The organism is Streptomyces sp. NPDC048461, from assembly GCF_055587105.1.
Genome location: NZ_JBVJGW010000042.1, coordinates 1 through 17,594 on the forward strand (window position 1 = coordinate 1; position 17,594 = coordinate 17,594).

Annotated in this window: 14 protein-coding genes; 11 read left to right on the plus strand and 3 right to left on the minus strand. The window is 71.3% G+C overall.

The features are described from left to right. Positions 1-132: 132 nt before the first annotated feature. On the minus strand, positions 133-1,089 hold the full coding sequence (locus ACZ6S8_RS37135; protein WP_469462503.1) for a hypothetical protein: 957 nt from the start codon (positions 1,087-1,089) through the stop codon (positions 133-135). Between the two features lie 127 nt (positions 1,090-1,216). Here ACZ6S8_RS37135 and ACZ6S8_RS37140 point away from each other — a divergent pair, with 127 nt between their 5' ends. Continuing rightward, the gene (locus ACZ6S8_RS37140) at positions 1,217-3,838 is read left to right on the plus strand and encodes a valine--tRNA ligase (RefSeq protein ID WP_469462504.1); all 2,622 of its coding nucleotides are present in this window, start codon (positions 1,217-1,219) and stop codon (positions 3,836-3,838) included. Positions 3,839-3,947: 109 nt separating this feature from the next. Here ACZ6S8_RS37140 and ACZ6S8_RS37145 read toward each other — a convergent pair whose 3' ends face one another. Next, the gene (locus ACZ6S8_RS37145) at positions 3,948-4,517 is read right to left on the minus strand and encodes a vitamin K epoxide reductase family protein (RefSeq protein WP_469462505.1); all 570 of its coding nucleotides are present in this window, start codon (positions 4,515-4,517) and stop codon (positions 3,948-3,950) included. A gap of 163 nt (positions 4,518-4,680) precedes the next feature. Between ACZ6S8_RS37145 and ACZ6S8_RS37150 the strand changes: the two genes are divergently transcribed. Further along, complete coding sequence (locus ACZ6S8_RS37150; RefSeq protein WP_469462506.1) at positions 4,681-5,829, plus strand: sensor histidine kinase; 1,149 nt, start codon at positions 4,681-4,683, stop codon at positions 5,827-5,829. A 12-nt stretch (positions 5,830-5,841) separates the two neighbouring features. On the opposite strand, the gene ACZ6S8_RS37155 is transcribed toward ACZ6S8_RS37150, so the two are convergent. After that, the gene (locus ACZ6S8_RS37155; protein ID WP_469462508.1) at positions 5,842-6,915 is read right to left on the minus strand and encodes a rod shape-determining protein; all 1,074 of its coding nucleotides are present in this window, start codon (positions 6,913-6,915) and stop codon (positions 5,842-5,844) included. 117 nt (positions 6,916-7,032) lie between these two features. Here ACZ6S8_RS37155 and folC point away from each other — a divergent pair, with 117 nt between their 5' ends. From folC to ACZ6S8_RS37200, 9 genes are all read left to right on the plus strand, one after another. After that, positions 7,033-8,562 carry a bifunctional tetrahydrofolate synthase/dihydrofolate synthase gene (folC, locus tag ACZ6S8_RS37160; protein ID WP_469462510.1) on the plus strand — a complete coding sequence of 510 codons (1,530 nt, stop codon included), beginning with the start codon at positions 7,033-7,035 and terminating at the stop codon, positions 8,560-8,562. Positions 8,563-8,564: 2 nt separating this feature from the next. Continuing rightward, positions 8,565-8,924 (plus strand): DUF4233 domain-containing protein, encoded by a 360-nt coding sequence (locus tag ACZ6S8_RS37165; RefSeq protein WP_469462511.1) that lies wholly within the window; start codon positions 8,565-8,567, stop codon positions 8,922-8,924. Between the two features lie 64 nt (positions 8,925-8,988). After that, positions 8,989-9,399 (plus strand): nucleoside-diphosphate kinase, encoded by a 411-nt coding sequence (gene ndk, locus ACZ6S8_RS37170; protein ID WP_469462512.1) that lies wholly within the window; start codon positions 8,989-8,991, stop codon positions 9,397-9,399. 297 nt (positions 9,400-9,696) lie between these two features. Further along, on the plus strand, positions 9,697-10,716 hold the full coding sequence (locus ACZ6S8_RS37175) for a rod shape-determining protein (protein ID WP_008738981.1): 1,020 nt from the start codon (positions 9,697-9,699) through the stop codon (positions 10,714-10,716). A 215-nt stretch (positions 10,717-10,931) separates the two neighbouring features. After that, positions 10,932-11,879, plus strand: a complete 948-nt coding sequence (gene mreC, locus ACZ6S8_RS37180; RefSeq protein ID WP_469462514.1) for a rod shape-determining protein MreC — start codon at positions 10,932-10,934, stop codon at positions 11,877-11,879. 13 nt (positions 11,880-11,892) lie between these two features. Then, positions 11,893-12,588: a rod shape-determining protein MreD gene (gene mreD / locus ACZ6S8_RS37185; RefSeq protein WP_469462516.1), complete on the plus strand. Its 696-nt coding sequence runs from the start codon at positions 11,893-11,895 to the stop codon at positions 12,586-12,588. Between the two features lie 13 nt (positions 12,589-12,601). Next, the gene (gene mrdA / locus ACZ6S8_RS37190) at positions 12,602-14,773 is read left to right on the plus strand and encodes a penicillin-binding protein 2 (RefSeq protein WP_469462518.1); all 2,172 of its coding nucleotides are present in this window, start codon (positions 12,602-12,604) and stop codon (positions 14,771-14,773) included. Between the two features lie 5 nt (positions 14,774-14,778). Further along, positions 14,779-15,981: a rod shape-determining protein RodA gene (gene rodA, locus ACZ6S8_RS37195; RefSeq protein ID WP_469462520.1), complete on the plus strand. Its 1,203-nt coding sequence runs from the start codon at positions 14,779-14,781 to the stop codon at positions 15,979-15,981. 49 nt (positions 15,982-16,030) lie between these two features. Continuing rightward, a complete protein-coding gene (locus ACZ6S8_RS37200; protein WP_469462521.1) occupies positions 16,031-17,566 on the plus strand; it encodes a CYTH and CHAD domain-containing protein in 1,536 nt (511 codons plus the stop codon). Positions 17,567-17,594 lie beyond the last annotated feature (28 nt).

Below are 17,594 nucleotides of genomic sequence, written 5' to 3' on the forward strand. Positions count from 1 at the left end.
CCCTCCCGCGCCCCGCGCGCCCGCCCTGCCGGCGCCGACCCCCCCCCCGCCCCCGGGGCCGCGCCCCCCCCCCCCGGCCCGGGGGGGCCCCCCCCCCCCGGGGGGGGCCCCCCCCTCTCGCGTTGCGCCGGGTCAGACCTTGACGCGGGAGGTGTTGTAGAGCTTCGCGGTGAGTTCCGCGGTCTGCTCCAGCGTGTAGCCCGCCTTGCCCGCGAGCACGGAGGCCGCGTCGGTGGCCGTGACCACGCTCAGGGTGCTGAAGTCACCCCAGATGCAGATCGGGAGCGTGGCTTCCTGGGGGCCCTTCGTCGTGGCCTTCTTCGCCTTGAACTTGAAGTTCTGGCACTTCATCACGGCGCCCTTGAAGCCGGCCGGGGTCATCGCCTGCGGACTGCCGATGAGTTCGATCTCGGTGTCCTTGTCCTCCTTGGCGATGTTCAGCTTGGCCATGGCGAAGTAGCCGTCGACGCTCTTCTCCGGGTCGGCGAGCTCGCCGTAGAGGCCCTGGAAGTTGAGGATCTTGGCCGACAGCGGGTTCTTCGGGTCACCGGCCTGGTAGTTCATGCCCACCTGGACCGGGTTCTTGATGCCCGCCGCCTCGGCTTCCTTCTTCTCCTTGTCGGTGAACTCGTTCTTGCTCTTCCCGTAGTTCGGGTCCTGCTTGAAGTCGTCGACCGCGGCCGGGGCGACCAGCTTGTAGCCCTTGGTGTCGGCCGCGACGGCGCCGTCCGAGCCGCTGCCCTTCAGGAAGTACCAGCCGCCGCCCGCTATCACCGCGACCGCGACGACCGCGGCGACGATCACCAGGGTCTTGGACTTCTTCGGCTGCTGCTGCGGGGGCATCCCGCCGTACGGGGCCTGCGGCGGTACGCCCGGCTGCTGCGGGTAGCCGTAGCCCTGCTGCGGGGGCTGCTGCGGGTACCCCGGCTGCTGGGGGTAGCCCTGCGGGGGAACGCCCGGCTGCTGCGGGTAGCCGTACCCGGGCTGGGGCGCGCCCTGGCCGTACGGGCCGGGCGCCGGCGGCTGCTGTCCGTACGGGCCGGGCTGCTGCGGCTGCTGTCCGTACGGTCCCGGCTGGTTGTGGCTCATCCCGCGTCCCCCAATGAGGTTGCTTATGCGTCCCTCACATCCTGACGGAAGCCGGGAGCGGGCAGGGCGGCGGGCCCCTGGATTACCGGTTTCATGACTGGACTGTTACCGCTCTAAACTGTGCCCCGTGACCGAGAACACGCAGACACCCAGCGCCCCCGACTCCGAACTGCCGACCCAGTACGCGCCGGCCGAGGTAGAGGGGAAGCTCTACGAGCGCTGGGTGGAGCGTGGGTACTTCACGGCCGACCCCGCGAGCGAGAAGCCGCCGTACACCATCGTCATCCCGCCCCCGAACGTCACCGGCTCCCTGCACCTGGGGCACGCCTTCCAGCACACGCTCATGGACGCCCTGACCCGCCGCAAGCGGATGCAGGGGTACGAGGCGCTGTGGCTGCCGGGCATGGACCACGCCGGCATCGCCACCCAGAACAAGGTCGAGCAGCAGCTCGCCGAGGAGGGCAAGTCCCGCCACGACCTGGGCCGCGAGGAGTTCGTCGACCGGGTCTGGCAGTGGAAGGAAGAGTACGGCGGCAAGATCCTCGGCCAGATGCGGCGCCTCGGCGACGGCGTCGACTGGTCGCGCGAGCGCTTCACCATGGACGAGGGCCTGTCCAAGGCCGTTCAGACGATCTTCAAGAAGCTCTACGACGACGGCCTGATCTACCGGGCCGAGCGCATCATCAACTGGTGCCCCCGCTGTCTGACGGCCATCTCCGACATCGAGGTGGAGTACCAGGACGACGCGGGCGAGCTCGTCTCGATCCGCTACGGCGAGGGCGAGGACTCCCTGGTCGTCGCCACGACCCGCGCCGAGACGATGCTCGGTGACACCGCCGTCGCGGTCCACCCGGACGACGAGCGCTACGCGCACCTGGTCGGCAAGCAGATCAAGCTGCCGCTGACGGACCGGACCATTCCCGTCGTCGCCGACACGCACGTCGACCCGGAGTTCGGCACCGGCGCCGTCAAGGTGACCCCGGCGCACGACCCGAACGACTTCGCGATCGGGCAGCGGCACGGCCTCGCCAACATGACGGTCATGGACGAGCACGGCGTCATCACCGTCCACGGCCCGTTCCTCGGGCTGGACCGCTTCGAGGCGCGGTCCGCGATCGTCGGCGCCCTGCGCGAGCAGGGCCGCATCGTCGCGGAGAAGCGCCCGTACCAGCACTCCGTCGGGCACTGCTCGCGCTGCCGCACCACGGTCGAGCCGCGGCTGTCCCTCCAGTGGTGGGTCGGCGTCAAGCCGCTCGCCAAGGCGGCGGGCGACGCCGTCCGCGACGGCCGCGTCACGATCCACCCGCAGGAGATGGAGAAGCGGTACTTCGACTGGGTCGACAACCTCAACGACTGGTGCATCTCGCGCCAGCTGTGGTGGGGTCACCGGATCCCGATCTGGTACGGCCCGGAGGGTCAGATCGTCTGCGTCGGACCGGACGACGAGATCCCGACCGGTGAGGGCTGGACGCAGGACACCGACGTCCTCGACACCTGGTTCTCCTCCGGCCTGTGGCCGTTCTCCACGCTGGGCTGGCCGGAGAAGACCCCGGACCTGGAGAAGTTCTACTCCACCGACGTCCTGGTCACCGGCCACGACATCATCTTCTTCTGGGTCGCCCGGATGATGATGTTCGGCCTGTACGCCATGGACGGCGAGGTCCCCTTCAAGACGATCGCGCTGACCGGCCTGGTCCGCGACGAGCGCGGCAAGAAGATGTCGAAGTCCTTCGGCAACGTCGTCGACCCGCTGGACTGGATGGACAAGTACGGCTCCGACGCCGTCCGCTTCACCCTGGCCAAGGGCGCCAACCCCGGCACCGACGTCCCGATCGGCGAGGACTGGGTCCAGGCCTCCCGCAACTTCGCCAACAAGATCTGGAACGCCACGCGCTTCGCGCTGATGAACGGCGCGACGATCGAGGGCGAGCTGCCGCCGGTCGAGAAGATGTCGGCGACCGACCGCTGGATCCTGTCCCGTCTGAACAAGACGGTCGCGCAGGTGGACGCGTACTACGACGACTACCAGTTCTCCAAGCTCAGCGAGGCCCTCTACCACTTCGCGTGGGACGAGGTCTTCGACTGGTACGTCGAGCTGTCGAAGACGACCTTCTTCGCGGGCGGCGAGGGCGCCGAGGTCTCCGGCCGGGTCCTCGGCGAGGTCCTGGACACCACCCTGCGCCTGCTGCACCCGGTGGTCCCGTTCGTCACCGAGACCCTGTGGACCACCCTGACCGGCGGGGAGTCCCTGGTCATCGCGGACTGGCCCAAGGACAGCGGCTTCCGCGACGAGGCCGCCGAGGCCGAGATCGAGAACCTCCAGGCCGTCGTCACCGAGGTCCGCCGCTTCCGCGCCGACCAGGGCCTCCAGCCGGGCCAGAAGGTCCCGGCCCGCCTGGACCTGGCCGGTACGGCGCTGGCCGCGCACGAGCCGGCGATCCGCCAGCTGCTGCGCCTCCAGCCCGAGGGCGAGGAGTTCAGCGCCACGGCGACCCTCCCGGTCGGCGGCGCCACCGTCGCGCTCGACCTGTCCGGCACGATCGACGTCGCGGCCGAGCGCAAGCGGCTCTCCAAGGACCTCGGCGCCGCCGAGAAGGAGAAGCAGCAGGCCGAGGCGAAGCTCGGGAACGAGGCCTTCCTGGCCAAGGCCCCCGACAACGTCGTGGACAAGATCAAGGGCCGGCTGGCCAAGGCCGGGTCGGACATCGTCCGGATCCAGGCCCAGCTGGACGCGCTGCCGCCCGCCTAGGACCCGGCGGTACGCAGAAGGCCCCCGCACCGGACGACGGTACGGGGGCCTTCTCCGCGTTCCGCCCCGCCGGGGGAGGGGACCGGGGCCGGTGCTCCGCAGCTGGGCGTCACAGGAGGCGGCTGCCGAACTCGGCGGCGATCAGCCCGGTCAGCACCGCGTACAGGGCGAGCGGCACCAGCCAGTGCGGGACCGCCCGCAGCATCGAGCCGGGCTTCGCCAGGTGCCGGGTGACGTACCAGAACAGCGGGATCATCACCGCCCAGACGGCCATGCACCACGGGCACAGCGCCCCGATGACGTACAGGCACTGCCCGATCAGCCACACGGTGAAGGCGAAGCCCGCGGCGATCACGGCCCACAGGCCCAGCCAGAGCCGGCGCGGCAGGACGGCCCCGGCGACCAGGGCCAGGCCGACGCCCGCGAGGGCGGCGAAACCGGCGAGGCCGAGGAGCATGTTGGGGAAGCCCAGCAGGTTGCTCTGCCAGGTGGCCATCACGTCGCCGCAGCTGAGGACCGCGTTCACGTTGCACCCGGGGGAGAAGAGGGGGTCCTCCAGGGTGCGCAGGCGGTCGTGGGTGAGGACGCCCGAGGCCAGCGTGCCGACCAGGCCGCCGACGAGCAGGAGCAGGGCCGTGCCCCGGGCGGGCCGGACGGGGCGGGGGGCATCGGTGCTCATGCCCCGACCCTATGAACGGCGGGCGGGGCGACGGCAGGGCGGAAGGTCTCCTGTACCCGGGGCCGTCCGACTCTGGTTCCGGCCCGTCCGGAGTGCCTCATATCACTTTTTATCCGGTCCGGCCGGATCCGATCCGCCCGGCCGACCACGGATGATGGAGGGCATGCACGTCAAGCCCGTCGCCTCGGCGCTCCACTGGGCCGTGGCCACCGGCCGTCGGCTCGCCGAGTGCTCGGCCGCCTCTCCGAGGGCGCTGGACGTGCTCACCGCGCTCGGCTGCCTGGGCCTGATGTCGCTGGACCTGCCGGGCCTGGCCGCCGCGGACAACTCGCTCAACGGCCCGCTCGCCGCCTGTGTCCTGGCGGGGGGCTGCTCGACCCTGCTGCTGCGGCGCCGGATGCCCTGGCTCTCCTTCCTCGCCGCGCTGCTGTTCATCGGCTGGCTGCACGAGCTGACCCTGATCCAGTTCGCCCTGTACTCGGTGGGCCGCTACCGGGGCCGCCGGGCCGGGATCCTGGCCACCCTCGTCTATGTGGCCTTCGCGCTGCTGATGTTCCTGCTGCCGGGCTGGCCCGAGCCGCGGGTCGAGACCCTCAGCGCCTTCCTCAGTCTGGTCGTGCCCATCGGGGTGCTGGCCTCGGCCGTCGGGATCGCCGCCTACCGCCACGATCTGGTGGCCGAGCTCACCGCCCGGCGGGCCGAGTCCGCCGTGCTCCAGGCCGTCCAGGAGGAGCGCACCTCCGTGGCCCGCGACGTCCACGACTTCGTCGGCCGGGAGCTGACCCTGCTGACCGTGCGCTCCGAGGTGCTGTCGGTGCGGGCGCGCCGGACGGCGTACGCCAAGGACTTCGAGGAGCTGGCCGACACCGCGCGCCGGGCGCACCTGGTGCTCAACGACATCATCGTGCAGCGCGGGGAGCGGGCCGCGACCCCGGGCGTCGACGGGCTGCCGGCCCTCGCCGAGGAGAGCGGGCGGGCCGGGTCACCCGTACGGCTCGACCTGGACCCGGACGCGCACGCGCTGTCGCCGCTGCGCCAGGCGGCGGTCTACCGGGTGGTCCAGGAGTGCCTGACCAACGCCGCGAAGCACGCGCGCGGGGAGACCATCGAGGTCTCGGTCGCGGCGGACGGCCCGCAGGTGCGGATCGCCGTGAGCAACGGGCTGCCCGACCGGACCCCCGGCCGCGCCCCGGTCTCGGCGGGCTCGGGCACGGCGAGCATGGCGGAGCGCGTCCGGAGCCTGGGCGGCACGCTGACCGCCACCCGCACGGAGGCGTCGTACCTCGTGGTCGCGACCCTGCCGCGCGGCTGACGGCCGTACGGGTCAGGCCCGCAGCACCCCGGAGGCGAACCGGGCTCCCTCCAGGGTGTCCAGGTCCTCGACGCACTTGCCGGAGCCCAGGGCCACGCAGTCCAGCGGGTCGTCCGCGACGAAGACCGGGATGCCGGTCGCGGAGGCCATCCGCAGGTCCAGGCCCGGCAGCAGGGCGCCGCCGCCCGTCAGGACGATGCCGTGCTCCATCACGTCGCCGGACAGCTCCGGCGGGCACTCCTCCAGGGTGGCGCGGACGGCCGCGATGATCGCCTCGACGGGCTCGTCGAGCGCCGCCCGTACGTCGGTGGCGGTCAGCCGGAGGGTCTTGGGCATGCCGCCGACCCGCTCACGGCCGCGCACGGTGAAGGTCCGGGTCTCCAGCTCGGGCCGGTCGGGCACGGGCCACGCCGAGCCGATGGCCACCTTGACGTCCTCGGCGGAGCGCTCGCCGATGAGCAGCCCGTGTTCCTTGCGCACGTGGTCGATGACCGCCGCGTCGAGCCGGTCGCCGCCGACCCGCAGCGAGCGCGAGGTGACGATGCCGCCCAGCGAGATGACGGCGACCTCGCAGGTGCCGCCGCCGATGTCCACCACCATCGAGCCGCGCGCCTCGGCCACCGGCAGTCCGGCGCCGATCGCCGCGGCCATCGGTTCCTCGATCAGGTGCACGGTCTTGGCGCCGGCCCGGGTGGAGGCGTGGACGATGGCCCGCCGCTCGACCGGAGTGACGCCGGAGGGCACGCAGACCACCATCCGCGTGCGGGTCCGCCGGCCGGGGACCGCCTTGCGGACGAAGTGCCGGATCATCTCCTCGGCGGCCTCGTAGTCGCAGATCACACCGTCCTTGAGGGGGCGGATCGCGGTGATGGATCCGGGAGTGCGGCCGATGGTCTCCTTGGCCTCCGCGCCGACGGCCAGGGCGGTGGTCGTGCCGGCCCTGACGGCGACCACCGACGGCTCGTTGAGGACGATCCCGTGCCCCCGGGCGTAGACGAGGGTGTTGGCGGTCCCCAGGTCGATTCCTATGTCGCGGCTGGAAGCCGTTGTGTCGCGACCCGTCTTTTCGCTGCGCGCCTGCGGCATTTGTTCCCCAATCTCCTGCCCGCAAGGCTTGCATAACGATCTGGTCGCCCCACACCTCGAAGGTCCCGAAACGACCGGGCCGAAGGTCCTGCGGGCCGCCGTCCGTAGACTGGGCCCGTGAGTGAGCAGCAGCCCGAGAGCCACGGCCCCGACGATCTTGACCACCTCCCCGACGAGTTCGACCGGATCGTGGCGGAAGAGTCCGACCGCGATCCCGACCTGGCGGTGATCGAGGCCGGGAGCCGCACCCTGCGCGCCCAGGCCGGACCGCCGCAGGGGGACCCGGTACCCGCCCACCCCACCGACCCGGAGACCGCGAAGGCGCTCCAGGAAGTGGAGCAGGAGCTCGCCACCCGCTGGGGCGAGACCAAGCTGGAGCCCTCCGTGACGCGCATCGCGGCGCTGATGGACCTGCTCGGCGAGCCGCAGCGCGCGTACCCCTCGATCCACGTGACCGGCACCAACGGCAAGACCAGCACGGCCCGCATGATCGAGTGCCTGCTGAACGCCTTCGAGCTGCGCACCGGCCGCTACACCAGCCCGCACGTCCAGTCGGTCACCGAGCGCATCAGCCTCGACGGGGCGCCGATCACCGCCGAGCGGTTCGTGGAGACGTACCGCGACATCAAGCCGTACGTGGAGATGACCGACGCCGCGCAGGAGTACCGGCTGTCGTTCTTCGAGGTGCTCACCGGGATGGCCTACGCGGCCTTCGCGGACGCCCCGGTCGACGCGGCCGTCGTCGAGGTCGGCATGGGCGGCACCTGGGACGCGACCAACGTCATCGACGGTTCGGTCGCGGTGGTCACCCCGATCAGCCTGGACCACACCGACCGGCTCGGCTCCACCCCCGGCGAGATCGCCCAGGAGAAGGGCGGCGTCATCAAGCAGGGCGCCACCGTCATCCTGGCGCAGCAGCCGGTGGACGCCGCGCAGGTGCTGCTGAAGAAGGCCGTCGAGGTCGACGCGACGGTGGCCCGCGAGGGCATGGAGTTCGGCGTCGTCTCGCGCGAGGTCGCGGTCGGCGGGCAGCAGCTGACGCTGCGCGGCGTGGGCGGCGAGTACGACGGGATCTTCCTGCCGATGTACGGCGCCCACATGGCGCACAACGCGGCGGTGGCACTGGCCGCGGTCGAGGCCTTCTTCGGCGTCGGCCAGGAGCACGCGCGGGTGCTGGACCTGGAGACCGTACGGAAGGCCTTCGCCTCGGTGACGTCGCCGGGCCGGATGGAGGTCGTGCGGCGCAGCCCGACGGTGGTCCTCGACGCGGCGCACAACCCGGCGGGCGCGGCGGCCACCGCGGAGGCGGTCACCGAGTCGTTCGGCTTCAGCCGGCTGGTCGGCGTCGTGGCCGCGAGCGAGGGCAAGGACGTCCGCGGGGTGCTGGAGGCCTTCGAGCCGATCTTCGCGGAGGTGGTGGTGACGGAGAACTCCAGTCACCGGGCCATGGGCGCGGACGAGCTGGCGGGCGTCGCGGTCGAGGTCTTCGGCGCGGACCGGGTGCAGGTCGAGCCGCGGCTCGACGACGCCCTGGAGGCGGCGATCACCCTGGCGGAGGAAGAGGCCGAGTACGGAGGGGCCGGGGTCCTGGTGACCGGTTCCGTGATCACGGTGGGCGAGGCCCGCCTGCTGCTGAAGAGGGGCTGAGGATGCGCACGCTGTGTGCGAGCACGCTGATCGGCGAGTTCTTCGTGATCGGGTTCGCGGGCCTGGTGGCCATGAAGAACCCGGACCTGACCCAGGCGGAGGTCTGGACGGTCTGCGGCGTCACGATGCTGCTGTCGGTGCTGCTCTGCGGGATGCTCTCGCGGCCCGGCGCGGTGCAGCTGGGCTGGGTCCTGCAGATCGGGCTGATCGCGAGCGGGTTCGTCGTCCCGACGATGTTCTTCCTCGGCGCCGTGTTCGCCGGCCTGTGGTGGTGCTCGGTGCACTACGGGCGCAGGATCGACGCGATCAAGGCCCGCTGGGCGGCCGCGCAGGAGGCGCCCGGGGCGCCTGACGCTGCGTGACGGTTCACCGTATCGGCCCTGTAGATTCGTCCCACCGCACCCGTATGCCGCAAGGAGCCGCACCATGACCCAGCGCACCCTCGTCCTGCTCAAGCCCGACGCCGTCCGGCGCGGCCTGATCGGCGAGATCATCGGCCGCATCGAGCGGAAGGCCGGCTGGACCGTTGCCGCGCTGGAGCTGCGCACGCTGGACCAGGAGACCCTGGAGGCGCACTACGGCGAGCACAAGGGCAAGCCGTTCTACGAGCCCCTCATGGGCTTCATGTCGAGCGGTCCCGTCGTCGCCCTGGTGGTGGAAGGGGAACGCGTGATCGAGGGTGTCCGCCAGCTGGCCGGACCCACCGACCCGATCGCCGCGGCGCCCGGCTCCATCCGGGGCGACTTCGGCACCGTCACCCGCGAGAACCTGATCCACGCGTCCGACTCCGAGGAGTCCGCCGCACGCGAGCTGAAGCTGTTCTTCCCCGCTCTGTGAGCACTCCCTCACTGACGTGACATCAGCCAAACAGCGCTCATGACCTGGGGCGACCGAAGTAATTTCGGTCGCCCTCCGGTATTTCCGGCGGCGACCGGGAACGACTGGGCAGAACACGACGTCACCACTAAGGGGGCGGGTATCCGCTCCGGCGGGATTGCCGGAGTCCCGTCGCGCGGTGTCCGTACTCCCGGCACTACGATGGGGCCTCCACCCACACACCCACCTCGCCGACCTGACAGCAGCCGCTATCAACTGGAAGGCCAGACGCTCCTCATGGGGAACAAGGGGAACTACATGTCGTTCATCGGCCGTGACATGGCGATCGACCTCGGGACCGCCAACACGCTGGTGTACGTGCGGGGCCGGGGGATCGTCCTGAACGAGCCGTCCGTGGTCGCCATCAACACGAACACCGGCGGCATCCTGGCGGTCGGCTCCGAAGCGAAGAAGATGATCGGGCGCACGCCCGGCAACATCGTCGCCGTGCGGCCCCTCAAGGACGGCGTGATCGCCGACTTCGAGATCACCGAGCGAATGCTCCGGTACTTCATCCTCAAGATCCACAAGCGCCGCTACCTGGCCCGTCCGCGCGTCGTGGTCTGCGTGCCCTCCGGCATCACGGGAGTGGAGCGCCGCGCCGTCATCGAGGCGTCCACGCAGGCCGGCGCCCGCCAGGTGCACATCATCGAAGAGCCCATGGCCGCCGCCATCGGCTCGGGCCTGCCCGTCCACGAGGCCACCGGCAACATGGTCGTGGACATCGGCGGAGGCACCACCGAGGTCGCCGTCATCTCCCTCGGCGGAATCGTCACGGCACAGTCCATCCGGGTGGCCGGCGACGAGCTCGACAACGCGATCATCCAGCACATCAAGAAGGAGTACTCGCTCCTCCTCGGTGAGCGCACGGCCGAACAGATCAAGATCACCATCGGTTCGGCGTACGACCTCGACAAGGACGAGCACACCGAGATCCGCGGCCGCGACCTCGTCTCGGGCCTGCCCAAGACCGTGGTCATCTCGGCCGCGGAGGTCCGCAAGGCCATCGAGGAACCCGTCAACGCCATCGTCGACGCGGTCAAGACGACGCTCGACAAGTGCCCCCCGGAGCTCTCCGGCGACATCATGGACCGCGGCATCGTCCTCACCGGAGGCGGCGCCCTGCTGCGCGGCCTCGACGAGCGGCTGCGCCGCGAGACGGGCATGCCGATCCACATCGCCGAGGATCCGCTCGACTCCGTCGCGCTCGGCTCCGGCAAGTGCGTCGAGGAGTTCGAGGCGCTCCAGCAGGTCCTGGACGCCCAGCCCCGCCGCTGATGCGGGCCCCCGGGGCCCGGGGACCGCGCGGAACACAAGAATCCGCCGTACGGGTGCTGCCGAGCCCGTGCGGCGGATCGTTGATATACAGGCAAAAGACCTGTGCGAGCCCCGGCTCCAACGGAGCGGAGCCACCGCCCCGATGACAGCACCGGCTCCACGGGAGCGGCCCCGCGCCGCTCGCACATCTCTACGAGGAAGGCACGCCGCCGCACGTGAGGGACACACGAGAAAGCCGGCTGCTCCTGGTGCTTCTGATCGCCATCGCGTTCGCATTGATCACGGTGGACATCAGAGCGGGCGAGGAGTCACCGGTCGACGGTGCCCGGCAAGCCGCCGCAACGGTCTTCGGCCCGGTCGAGAAGGGCGTGTCGACCGCCGTCGACCCGGTCGCCAACGCCATAGGGGCGGTACGGGACTCCGGCGAGCGCCACAACCGCATCGCCGTCCTGGAACGCGAGAACGCCCGCCTGAAGGCCACGCTGGGCAGCGAGGACCAGAACCGCAGCCGGGTCCGCGAGCTCGACGAGATGCTCAAGCGGGCCGGCGCCGGACAGTACGGAATCAAGGGCGCCGAGGTCATCGCCATAGGAGCGGCCCAGGGCTTCTCCTGGACCGTCACCATCGACGCCGGCAGCAAGGACGGCATCGAGCGCGACATGACCGTCCTCAACGGGGACGGACTCGTCGGCCGGGTCTCCACCGTGGGCCCCGACACGGCCACCGTCGTCCTCGCCAACGACCCCGACTTCACCGTCGGCACCCGGCTGGAGAAGACCGGCGAACTCGGCTTCGCCACCGGCCAGGGCGACCGCGCGATGTCCGTCCAGATGCTCAACGGCAAGGCCAAGATCAACCCCGGCGACCGCCTCGTGACCTTCGGCTCGCGCGGCAACAAGCCCTTCGTGCCGGGTGTGCCGATCGGCGAGGTGGTCAAGGTCGACCCCTCGCGCGGCGACCTCACCCGCACCGTATGGGTGAAGCCGGCCGTCGCGTTCTCGCGGCTGGACATCGTCGGCGTCGTGGTCATGCCGCCGCGCGAGGACCCGCGCGACGCCGTCCTGCCTCCCAAGCCCGAGGCCCCCAAGCCCACCCCGACCGTCACCGTGACGGTCACCCCGTCCGCGTCGGCCGGTGTGGCCGGCAAGCCGGCCGACGAGTAGGAGCAGACCGCCCATGCGCTTCAACCGGATCCTGCTCTCGGCCACCCTCGTGGTGGTCGCCCTGGTCGTCCAGGTCACCGTCCTGGGCCGGCTCCAACTGCCCGGCGCCGTACCCGACCTGGTCCTGCTCACGGTCGTCGCCCTCGCACTCGTGTACGGGCACGTCACGGGCGCCCTCATCGGCTTCGCCGCCGGACTCCTCACCGACCTGGCCCCGCCCGCCGACCACGCCGCCGGGCGGTACGCGCTCGTGCTGTGCCTCATCGGCTACGTGGCGGGCCTGGTCCGCCCCGACAGCGGGCGGTTCCGCTCCGCCTGGGGACCGATGCTGACCGTGGTCGGCGCCGCGGTCTCCTCCACCCTGCTCTACGCGGGAGTGGGCGCCCTGGTGGGCGACACCGCCGCCCGCCACGTGGGCCTGACCGGCCTGCTGTTCACCGCCACCCTGTACGACCTGCTCCTCGCGCCCTTCACCGTGCCGTTCATCATGGCGCTGGCCCGGCGGGCCGAGAGCGACCCGATGGCCGTCGAGGCCGGGGGCGGCCCGGCCCAGAGCAAGGACGTCTCCTCCGGCTGGCTGGCCGGCGGCACCGGCCTTCGCATCGGCAGCCAGCGCGGCGGCCTGCGCATGAAGACCGCGCGCGGGCGCGCCAACCGGGCCGGCCGCATAAAGGGGGTCAAGGTCGTGAAGAGCGTCAAGAAACTGTGACGAGGGAGCAGCGGTGACCAACTCTCCGGAAACCGGCCGCACCCCCCGGGTGCGCATCAGGCTTGTCATGATCCAGATCCTCGTCCTCTCCATGTTCCTCACCCTCGCCGGCCGCCTGTGGTACCTCCAGGTGCGCAACGGGCAGGAGTACTACGACGAGGCGAAGAGCAACCACGTCCAGCAAGTCGTCCAGCCGGCCGTGCGCGGCTCGATCCTCGACGCGCGCGGGGTCGCGATCGCCGACAACGAGACCCGCCTCGTCGTGTCCGCCAGCCGGACCGCCCTGATGAAGATGCCGGACAAGGGCAAGGGCGTTATGACCCGCCTCGCCGGCGTCCTGGACATGAGCCCCCGGGAGGTCATGGACAAGGTCCGGCTCTGCGACTCCCGGACCCCCGCGCCCTGCTGGAACGGCTCCCCGTACCAGCCGATCCCGGTCACGCTCGAAGCCACCACGCAGCAGGCGCTGCAGCTCCGCGAACGTCCCGAGGAGTTCCCCGGCATCACCGCGGAGCCCACGGCCGTCCGCCGCTACCCGGCGCCCGGCGGGACCCGCACCGCCCAGGTGCTCGGCTACCTCTCGCCCGTCACCGACGACGAGATCCAGAAGGCCAAGAACACCGACTCGCCGCACCTGCGCTCCGACCAGGTGGGCCGCTCCGGGATCGAACGCACCTATGACAAGGAACTGCGCGGAAAGGCGCAGGTCACCTCGTACGAGGTCGACAACCTCGGCCGGGTCATGGGCCAGACCAAGTCCGACCCGGGCGTGGCCGGGTCCACCCTCGTCACCAGCATCGACTCCAGGGTCCAGGCCGTCGCCGAGTACGAGCTGCAGCAGGCGATGAAGACGGTCCGCAACGAGACCGACAACATCACGGGCCGCAAGTACGAGGCGGACTCGGGCGCCGTCGTCGTCATGGAGGTCAAGACGGGCCGGGTCGTCGCGATGGCCTCCCAGCCCGACTACGACCCCAACGCCTGGGTCGGCGGCATCTCGGCCGCGGACTACGCCCGGCTCACCAGCCAGAAGTCCAACTACCCGCTGCTCAACCGGGCCATCCAGGGCCAGGCCCCCGCGGGCTCCATCTTCAAGGTGGTGTCGGCCAGCGCGGCCGTGCGGGCCGGCTACGCCTTCGACGACAAGTACAACTGCAGCAGCTCGTACAGCCTCGGCGGCCGGAGCTTCGCGAACTTCGAGTCCAAGGGGCACGGCCCCATCACCCTCGGCGACGCCCTCAAGTTCTCCTGCAACACCGTCTTCTACGCGCTCGGGCACAAGGAATGGCAGCACGACGGCGGCCTGCAGCCCAAGAAGGACGCCCACGACTGGTTCTACCGGACCGCCCGCGAATTCGGGCTCGGGTCCGAGACGCAGATCGATCTGCCGAACGAGGTCACCGGCCGCATCCCCGACCGCCGCTGGAAGAAGAACTTCTGGACGGCCAACAAGAACGCCTGGTGCAAGCAGGGCAAGAAGGGCGGGACCTACGTCGAGCAGATCGCCTACGAGAGCTGCCTCGAAGGCAACCAGCTCAAGGCGTTCGACAGCATCAACTTCGCCATCGGGCAGGGCGACGTCCTCGTCACCCCCATCCAGATGGCCACCGCCTACTCGGCCATCAGCAACGGGGGCACCCTCTTCAACCCCACCGTCGGCAAGGCGGTGATCAGCGCCGACGGCAAGCGCGTCGAGATGATCAAGCCGCAGTCCCACGGCAGGCTGCCGATCGACGCCAAGACCGTCCGCGACCTGGACAAGGGCCTGCGCTCCGTCGTCGAGCCCGGCGGCACCGCCGCCTGGCGGTTCGGCGGCTGGCCGCTGGACAAGATCCCGATGCGGGCCAAGACCGGCACCGCCCAGGTCTACGGCAAGCAGACCACCTCGTGGCTGGCGACGTACACCGACGACTTCGCGATCGTCATGACCATCTCCCAGGGCGGCACCGGCTCCGGCGCCTCCGGCCCCGCCGTCCGCAACCTCTACAACGCCATCTACGGTCTCGACATGGAGGGCAAGCAGGACCTCAAGAAGGCCCTGCTGCTGAAGCCGGAGGCGAAACTGCCCCGGATCCTGCCCGACGGTTCCATCGAAGCCCCCGACATCAAGCCGTACGTGCCGCCGTCCCCGGAGGATGTCGCGCCGCCCGCACTCGCCGGACCACCTCCCGCACGGCAGGACTGAAGGACATGCAGACCGCCAACAAGTTCTCCGTCTCCCGGTACGCGCCCGAGCAGCGCGGGGCGATGGCCAAACTCACCGCCCGCGACTCGGTCGTGCGCCGGCTCGACTGGCCGATACTCCTGTCCGCCCTCGCGCTGTCCCTCATCGGCGCCCTGCTGGTGTGGTCGGCGACGCGCAACCGGACCCAGCTCAACCAGGGCGACCCGTACTACTTCCTCGCCCGGCACGCGCTGAACACCGGCATCGGCCTCGTCCTGATGATCGGCACCGTCTGGCTCGGCCACCGCACCCTGCGCGGCGCGGTGCCCGTGCTGTACGGGCTCTCGCTGGTGCTGATCCTCGCCGTCCTGACCCCGCTCGGCGCCACCATCAACGGTGCCCACGCGTGGATCGTGATCGGCGGCGGGTTCTCGCTCCAGCCCTCCGAGTTCGTGAAGATCACGATCATCCTGGTCATGGCGATGCTGCTGGCCACCCGGGTGGACGCGGGCGACCTCGCCCACCCCGACCACCGGACGGTCGTCAAGGCCCTGTGCCTGGCGGCCGCCCCGATGGGCATCGTCATGCTGATGCCCGACCTCGGCTCCGTCATGGTCATGGTCGTCATCGTGCTCGGCGTGCTGCTGGCCTCCGGCGCCTCCAACCGGTGGGTCCTCGGCCTGCTCGGCTCCGGCGTCGGCGGCGCCGTCCTGATCTGGCAGCTCGGCGTCCTCGACGAGTACCAGATCAACCGCTTCGCCGCCTTCGCCAACCCCGAGCTGGACCCGGCGGGCGTCGGCTACAACACCAACCAGGCGCGCATCGCGATCGGCTCGGGCGGCCTGACCGGCTCGGGGCTCTTCAAGGGCTCGCAGACCACCGGCCAGTTCGTGCCGGAACAGCAGACCGACTTCGTCTTCACGGTGGCGGGGGAGGAGCTCGGCTTCATCGGGGCCGGGCTCATCCTCGTCCTGCTCGGCGTCATCCTGTGGCGCGCGTGCATGATCGCCCGCGAGACCACCGAGCTGTACGGGACCATCGTGTGCGCCGGCATCATCGCCTGGTTCGCGTTCCAGTCCTTCGAGAACATCGGGATGACCCTCGGGATCATGCCGGTGGCCGGACTCCCGCTGCCCTTCGTCTCCTACGGAGGGTCCTCGATGTTCGCCGTCTGGGTGGCGGTCGGGCTGTTGCAGTCGATCAAGGTGCAGCGTCCGTTGTCGGCCTAATGCCCCGTTCACCCTGGAGCCGCGTCCCGTTCAGGACTAAATTCGGTCCATGGCGGACACGAAGCGCGAGATCGAGCGGAAATTCGAGTTCACGGGGGCCGGGAAGAAGGGCTCCGGGCCGGCCCGGAACGAGGTGCCGGACCTGACGGGCACGGCCGGCATCACGGCCGTGACCGACCGGGGCACCGTCGAACTCGACGCCGTCTACTACGACACCCCCGACCGGCGGCTCGCCGCCGACGGCCTCACCCTGCGCCGCAGGACCGGCGGCGCGGACGCCGGCTGGCACCTCAAACTGCCCGTCTCCCCGGGGGTCCGTGACGAGATCGGGGCCCCGCTCGGCGACGCCCTCCCCGACTCCCTCGCCGCCCTGGTCCGCTCCCGGGTCCGGGGCGCCGGCCTGGCCCCGCAGGTCAGGCTGCTGTCCTCGCGCCGGCTCAGCCACCTCCTCGGCGCCGACGGCGCCCTCCTCGCGGAGCTGTCCACCGACGCGGTCCGCGCCGAGCGCGGCGACGCAGCCGCGACCTGGACCGAAGTCGAGGTGGAACTCGCCGACGGAGTGGACCCCGCGCTGCTCGACGCGGTCGAGAAGACCTTCCGCAAGGCCGGGCTCAAGGTCTCCGACGCCCCCTCGAAACTCGCCCGCGCCCTCGCCGAGACGGGCGCCGAGCCCCCCGCCCGGCCCGGCGACGGCGGCCCCGGGGGCACGGCGGGCGACCAGGTGCTCGCGTACCTGCGCGCGCAGCGCGACACCCTCGTCGCCCAGGACCCCGCCGTCCGGCGGAACCTGCCGGACTCCGTCCACCAGATGCGGGTCGCCACGCGCCGGCTGCGCAGCGCCTTCAAGACCTACCGCAAGGTGCTCGACCGCGACGCCACCGACCCGGTCGGCGGGGAACTGCGCTGGCTGGCCGCCGAACTCGGCGTCGACCGCGACCAGGAGGTCCTCCTGGAGCGCATCCAGACCCACCTGGGCGAGCTCCCGCGCACCCTGGTCGCGGGCCCGGTCCGCAGCCGCCTGCGCGTGTGGAACGCCACCCGCCGCGCCGGCTCGCGGCGCCGCGCCCTGGCCGTGCTCGACGGCAAGAGGTACGTCGCCCTGCTCGACTCCCTCGACGCCCTGCTGGCCGACCCGCCGCTGCGCGACGCCGCCGGCCGGCCCGCGCGCGAGGTGCTGCCCGCGGCCGTCCTCGGCGACTTCGAGCGCCTCGCCGGACGGGTCGGGGACGCGCTGGCCATGGAGCAGGGCCACGACCGCGACCTGGCCCTGCACGAAGCCCGCAAGGCGGCCAAGCGCGCCCGGTACGCGGCCGAGGCGGCCGTCCCCGCGCTCGGGAAGCCGGCCAAGCGGCTCGCCAAGGCGGTGAAGTCGGTCCAGTCCCTGCTCGGCGACCACCAGGACGGGGTGGTGGCCCGCGAAGCCCTGCGCGGTCTCGCCGCCCAGGCGCAGGGAGCCGGGGAACCCGGCTTCACCTGGGGCGTCCTGTACGGGCGCGAGGAGGCCCTGGCCGAGCGCCGCGAACGCGAACTCCCCGACGTCTGGGCGGCGGCGGCCGACCCGGCGCTGCGCGCCGCCCTCGAATGATCATGCGGGGAGGGGCGGCTGCGCACCG

Coding starts and splice junctions, on each gene's coding strand:
- rodA (WP_469462520.1), top strand. CDS start 14,779: ATGCAGACCGCCAACAAGTTCTCCGTCTCCCGGTACGCGCCCGAGCAG.
- ndk (WP_469462512.1), top strand. CDS start 8,989: ATGACCCAGCGCACCCTCGTCCTGCTCAAGCCCGACGCCGTCCGGCGC.
- mreD (WP_469462516.1), top strand. CDS start 11,893: ATGCGCTTCAACCGGATCCTGCTCTCGGCCACCCTCGTGGTGGTCGCC.
- ACZ6S8_RS37155 (WP_469462508.1), bottom strand. CDS start 6,915: ATGCCGCAGGCGCGCAGCGAAAAGACGGGTCGCGACACAACGGCTTCC.
- ACZ6S8_RS37145 (WP_469462505.1), bottom strand. CDS start 4,517: ATGAGCACCGATGCCCCCCGCCCCGTCCGGCCCGCCCGGGGCACGGCC.
- ACZ6S8_RS37175 (WP_008738981.1), top strand. CDS start 9,697: ATGTCGTTCATCGGCCGTGACATGGCGATCGACCTCGGGACCGCCAAC.
- ACZ6S8_RS37150 (WP_469462506.1), top strand. CDS start 4,681: ATGCACGTCAAGCCCGTCGCCTCGGCGCTCCACTGGGCCGTGGCCACC.
- ACZ6S8_RS37200 (WP_469462521.1), top strand. CDS start 16,031: ATGGCGGACACGAAGCGCGAGATCGAGCGGAAATTCGAGTTCACGGGG.
- ACZ6S8_RS37165 (WP_469462511.1), top strand. CDS start 8,565: ATGCGCACGCTGTGTGCGAGCACGCTGATCGGCGAGTTCTTCGTGATC.
- ACZ6S8_RS37135 (WP_469462503.1), bottom strand. CDS start 1,089: ATGAGCCACAACCAGCCGGGACCGTACGGACAGCAGCCGCAGCAGCCC.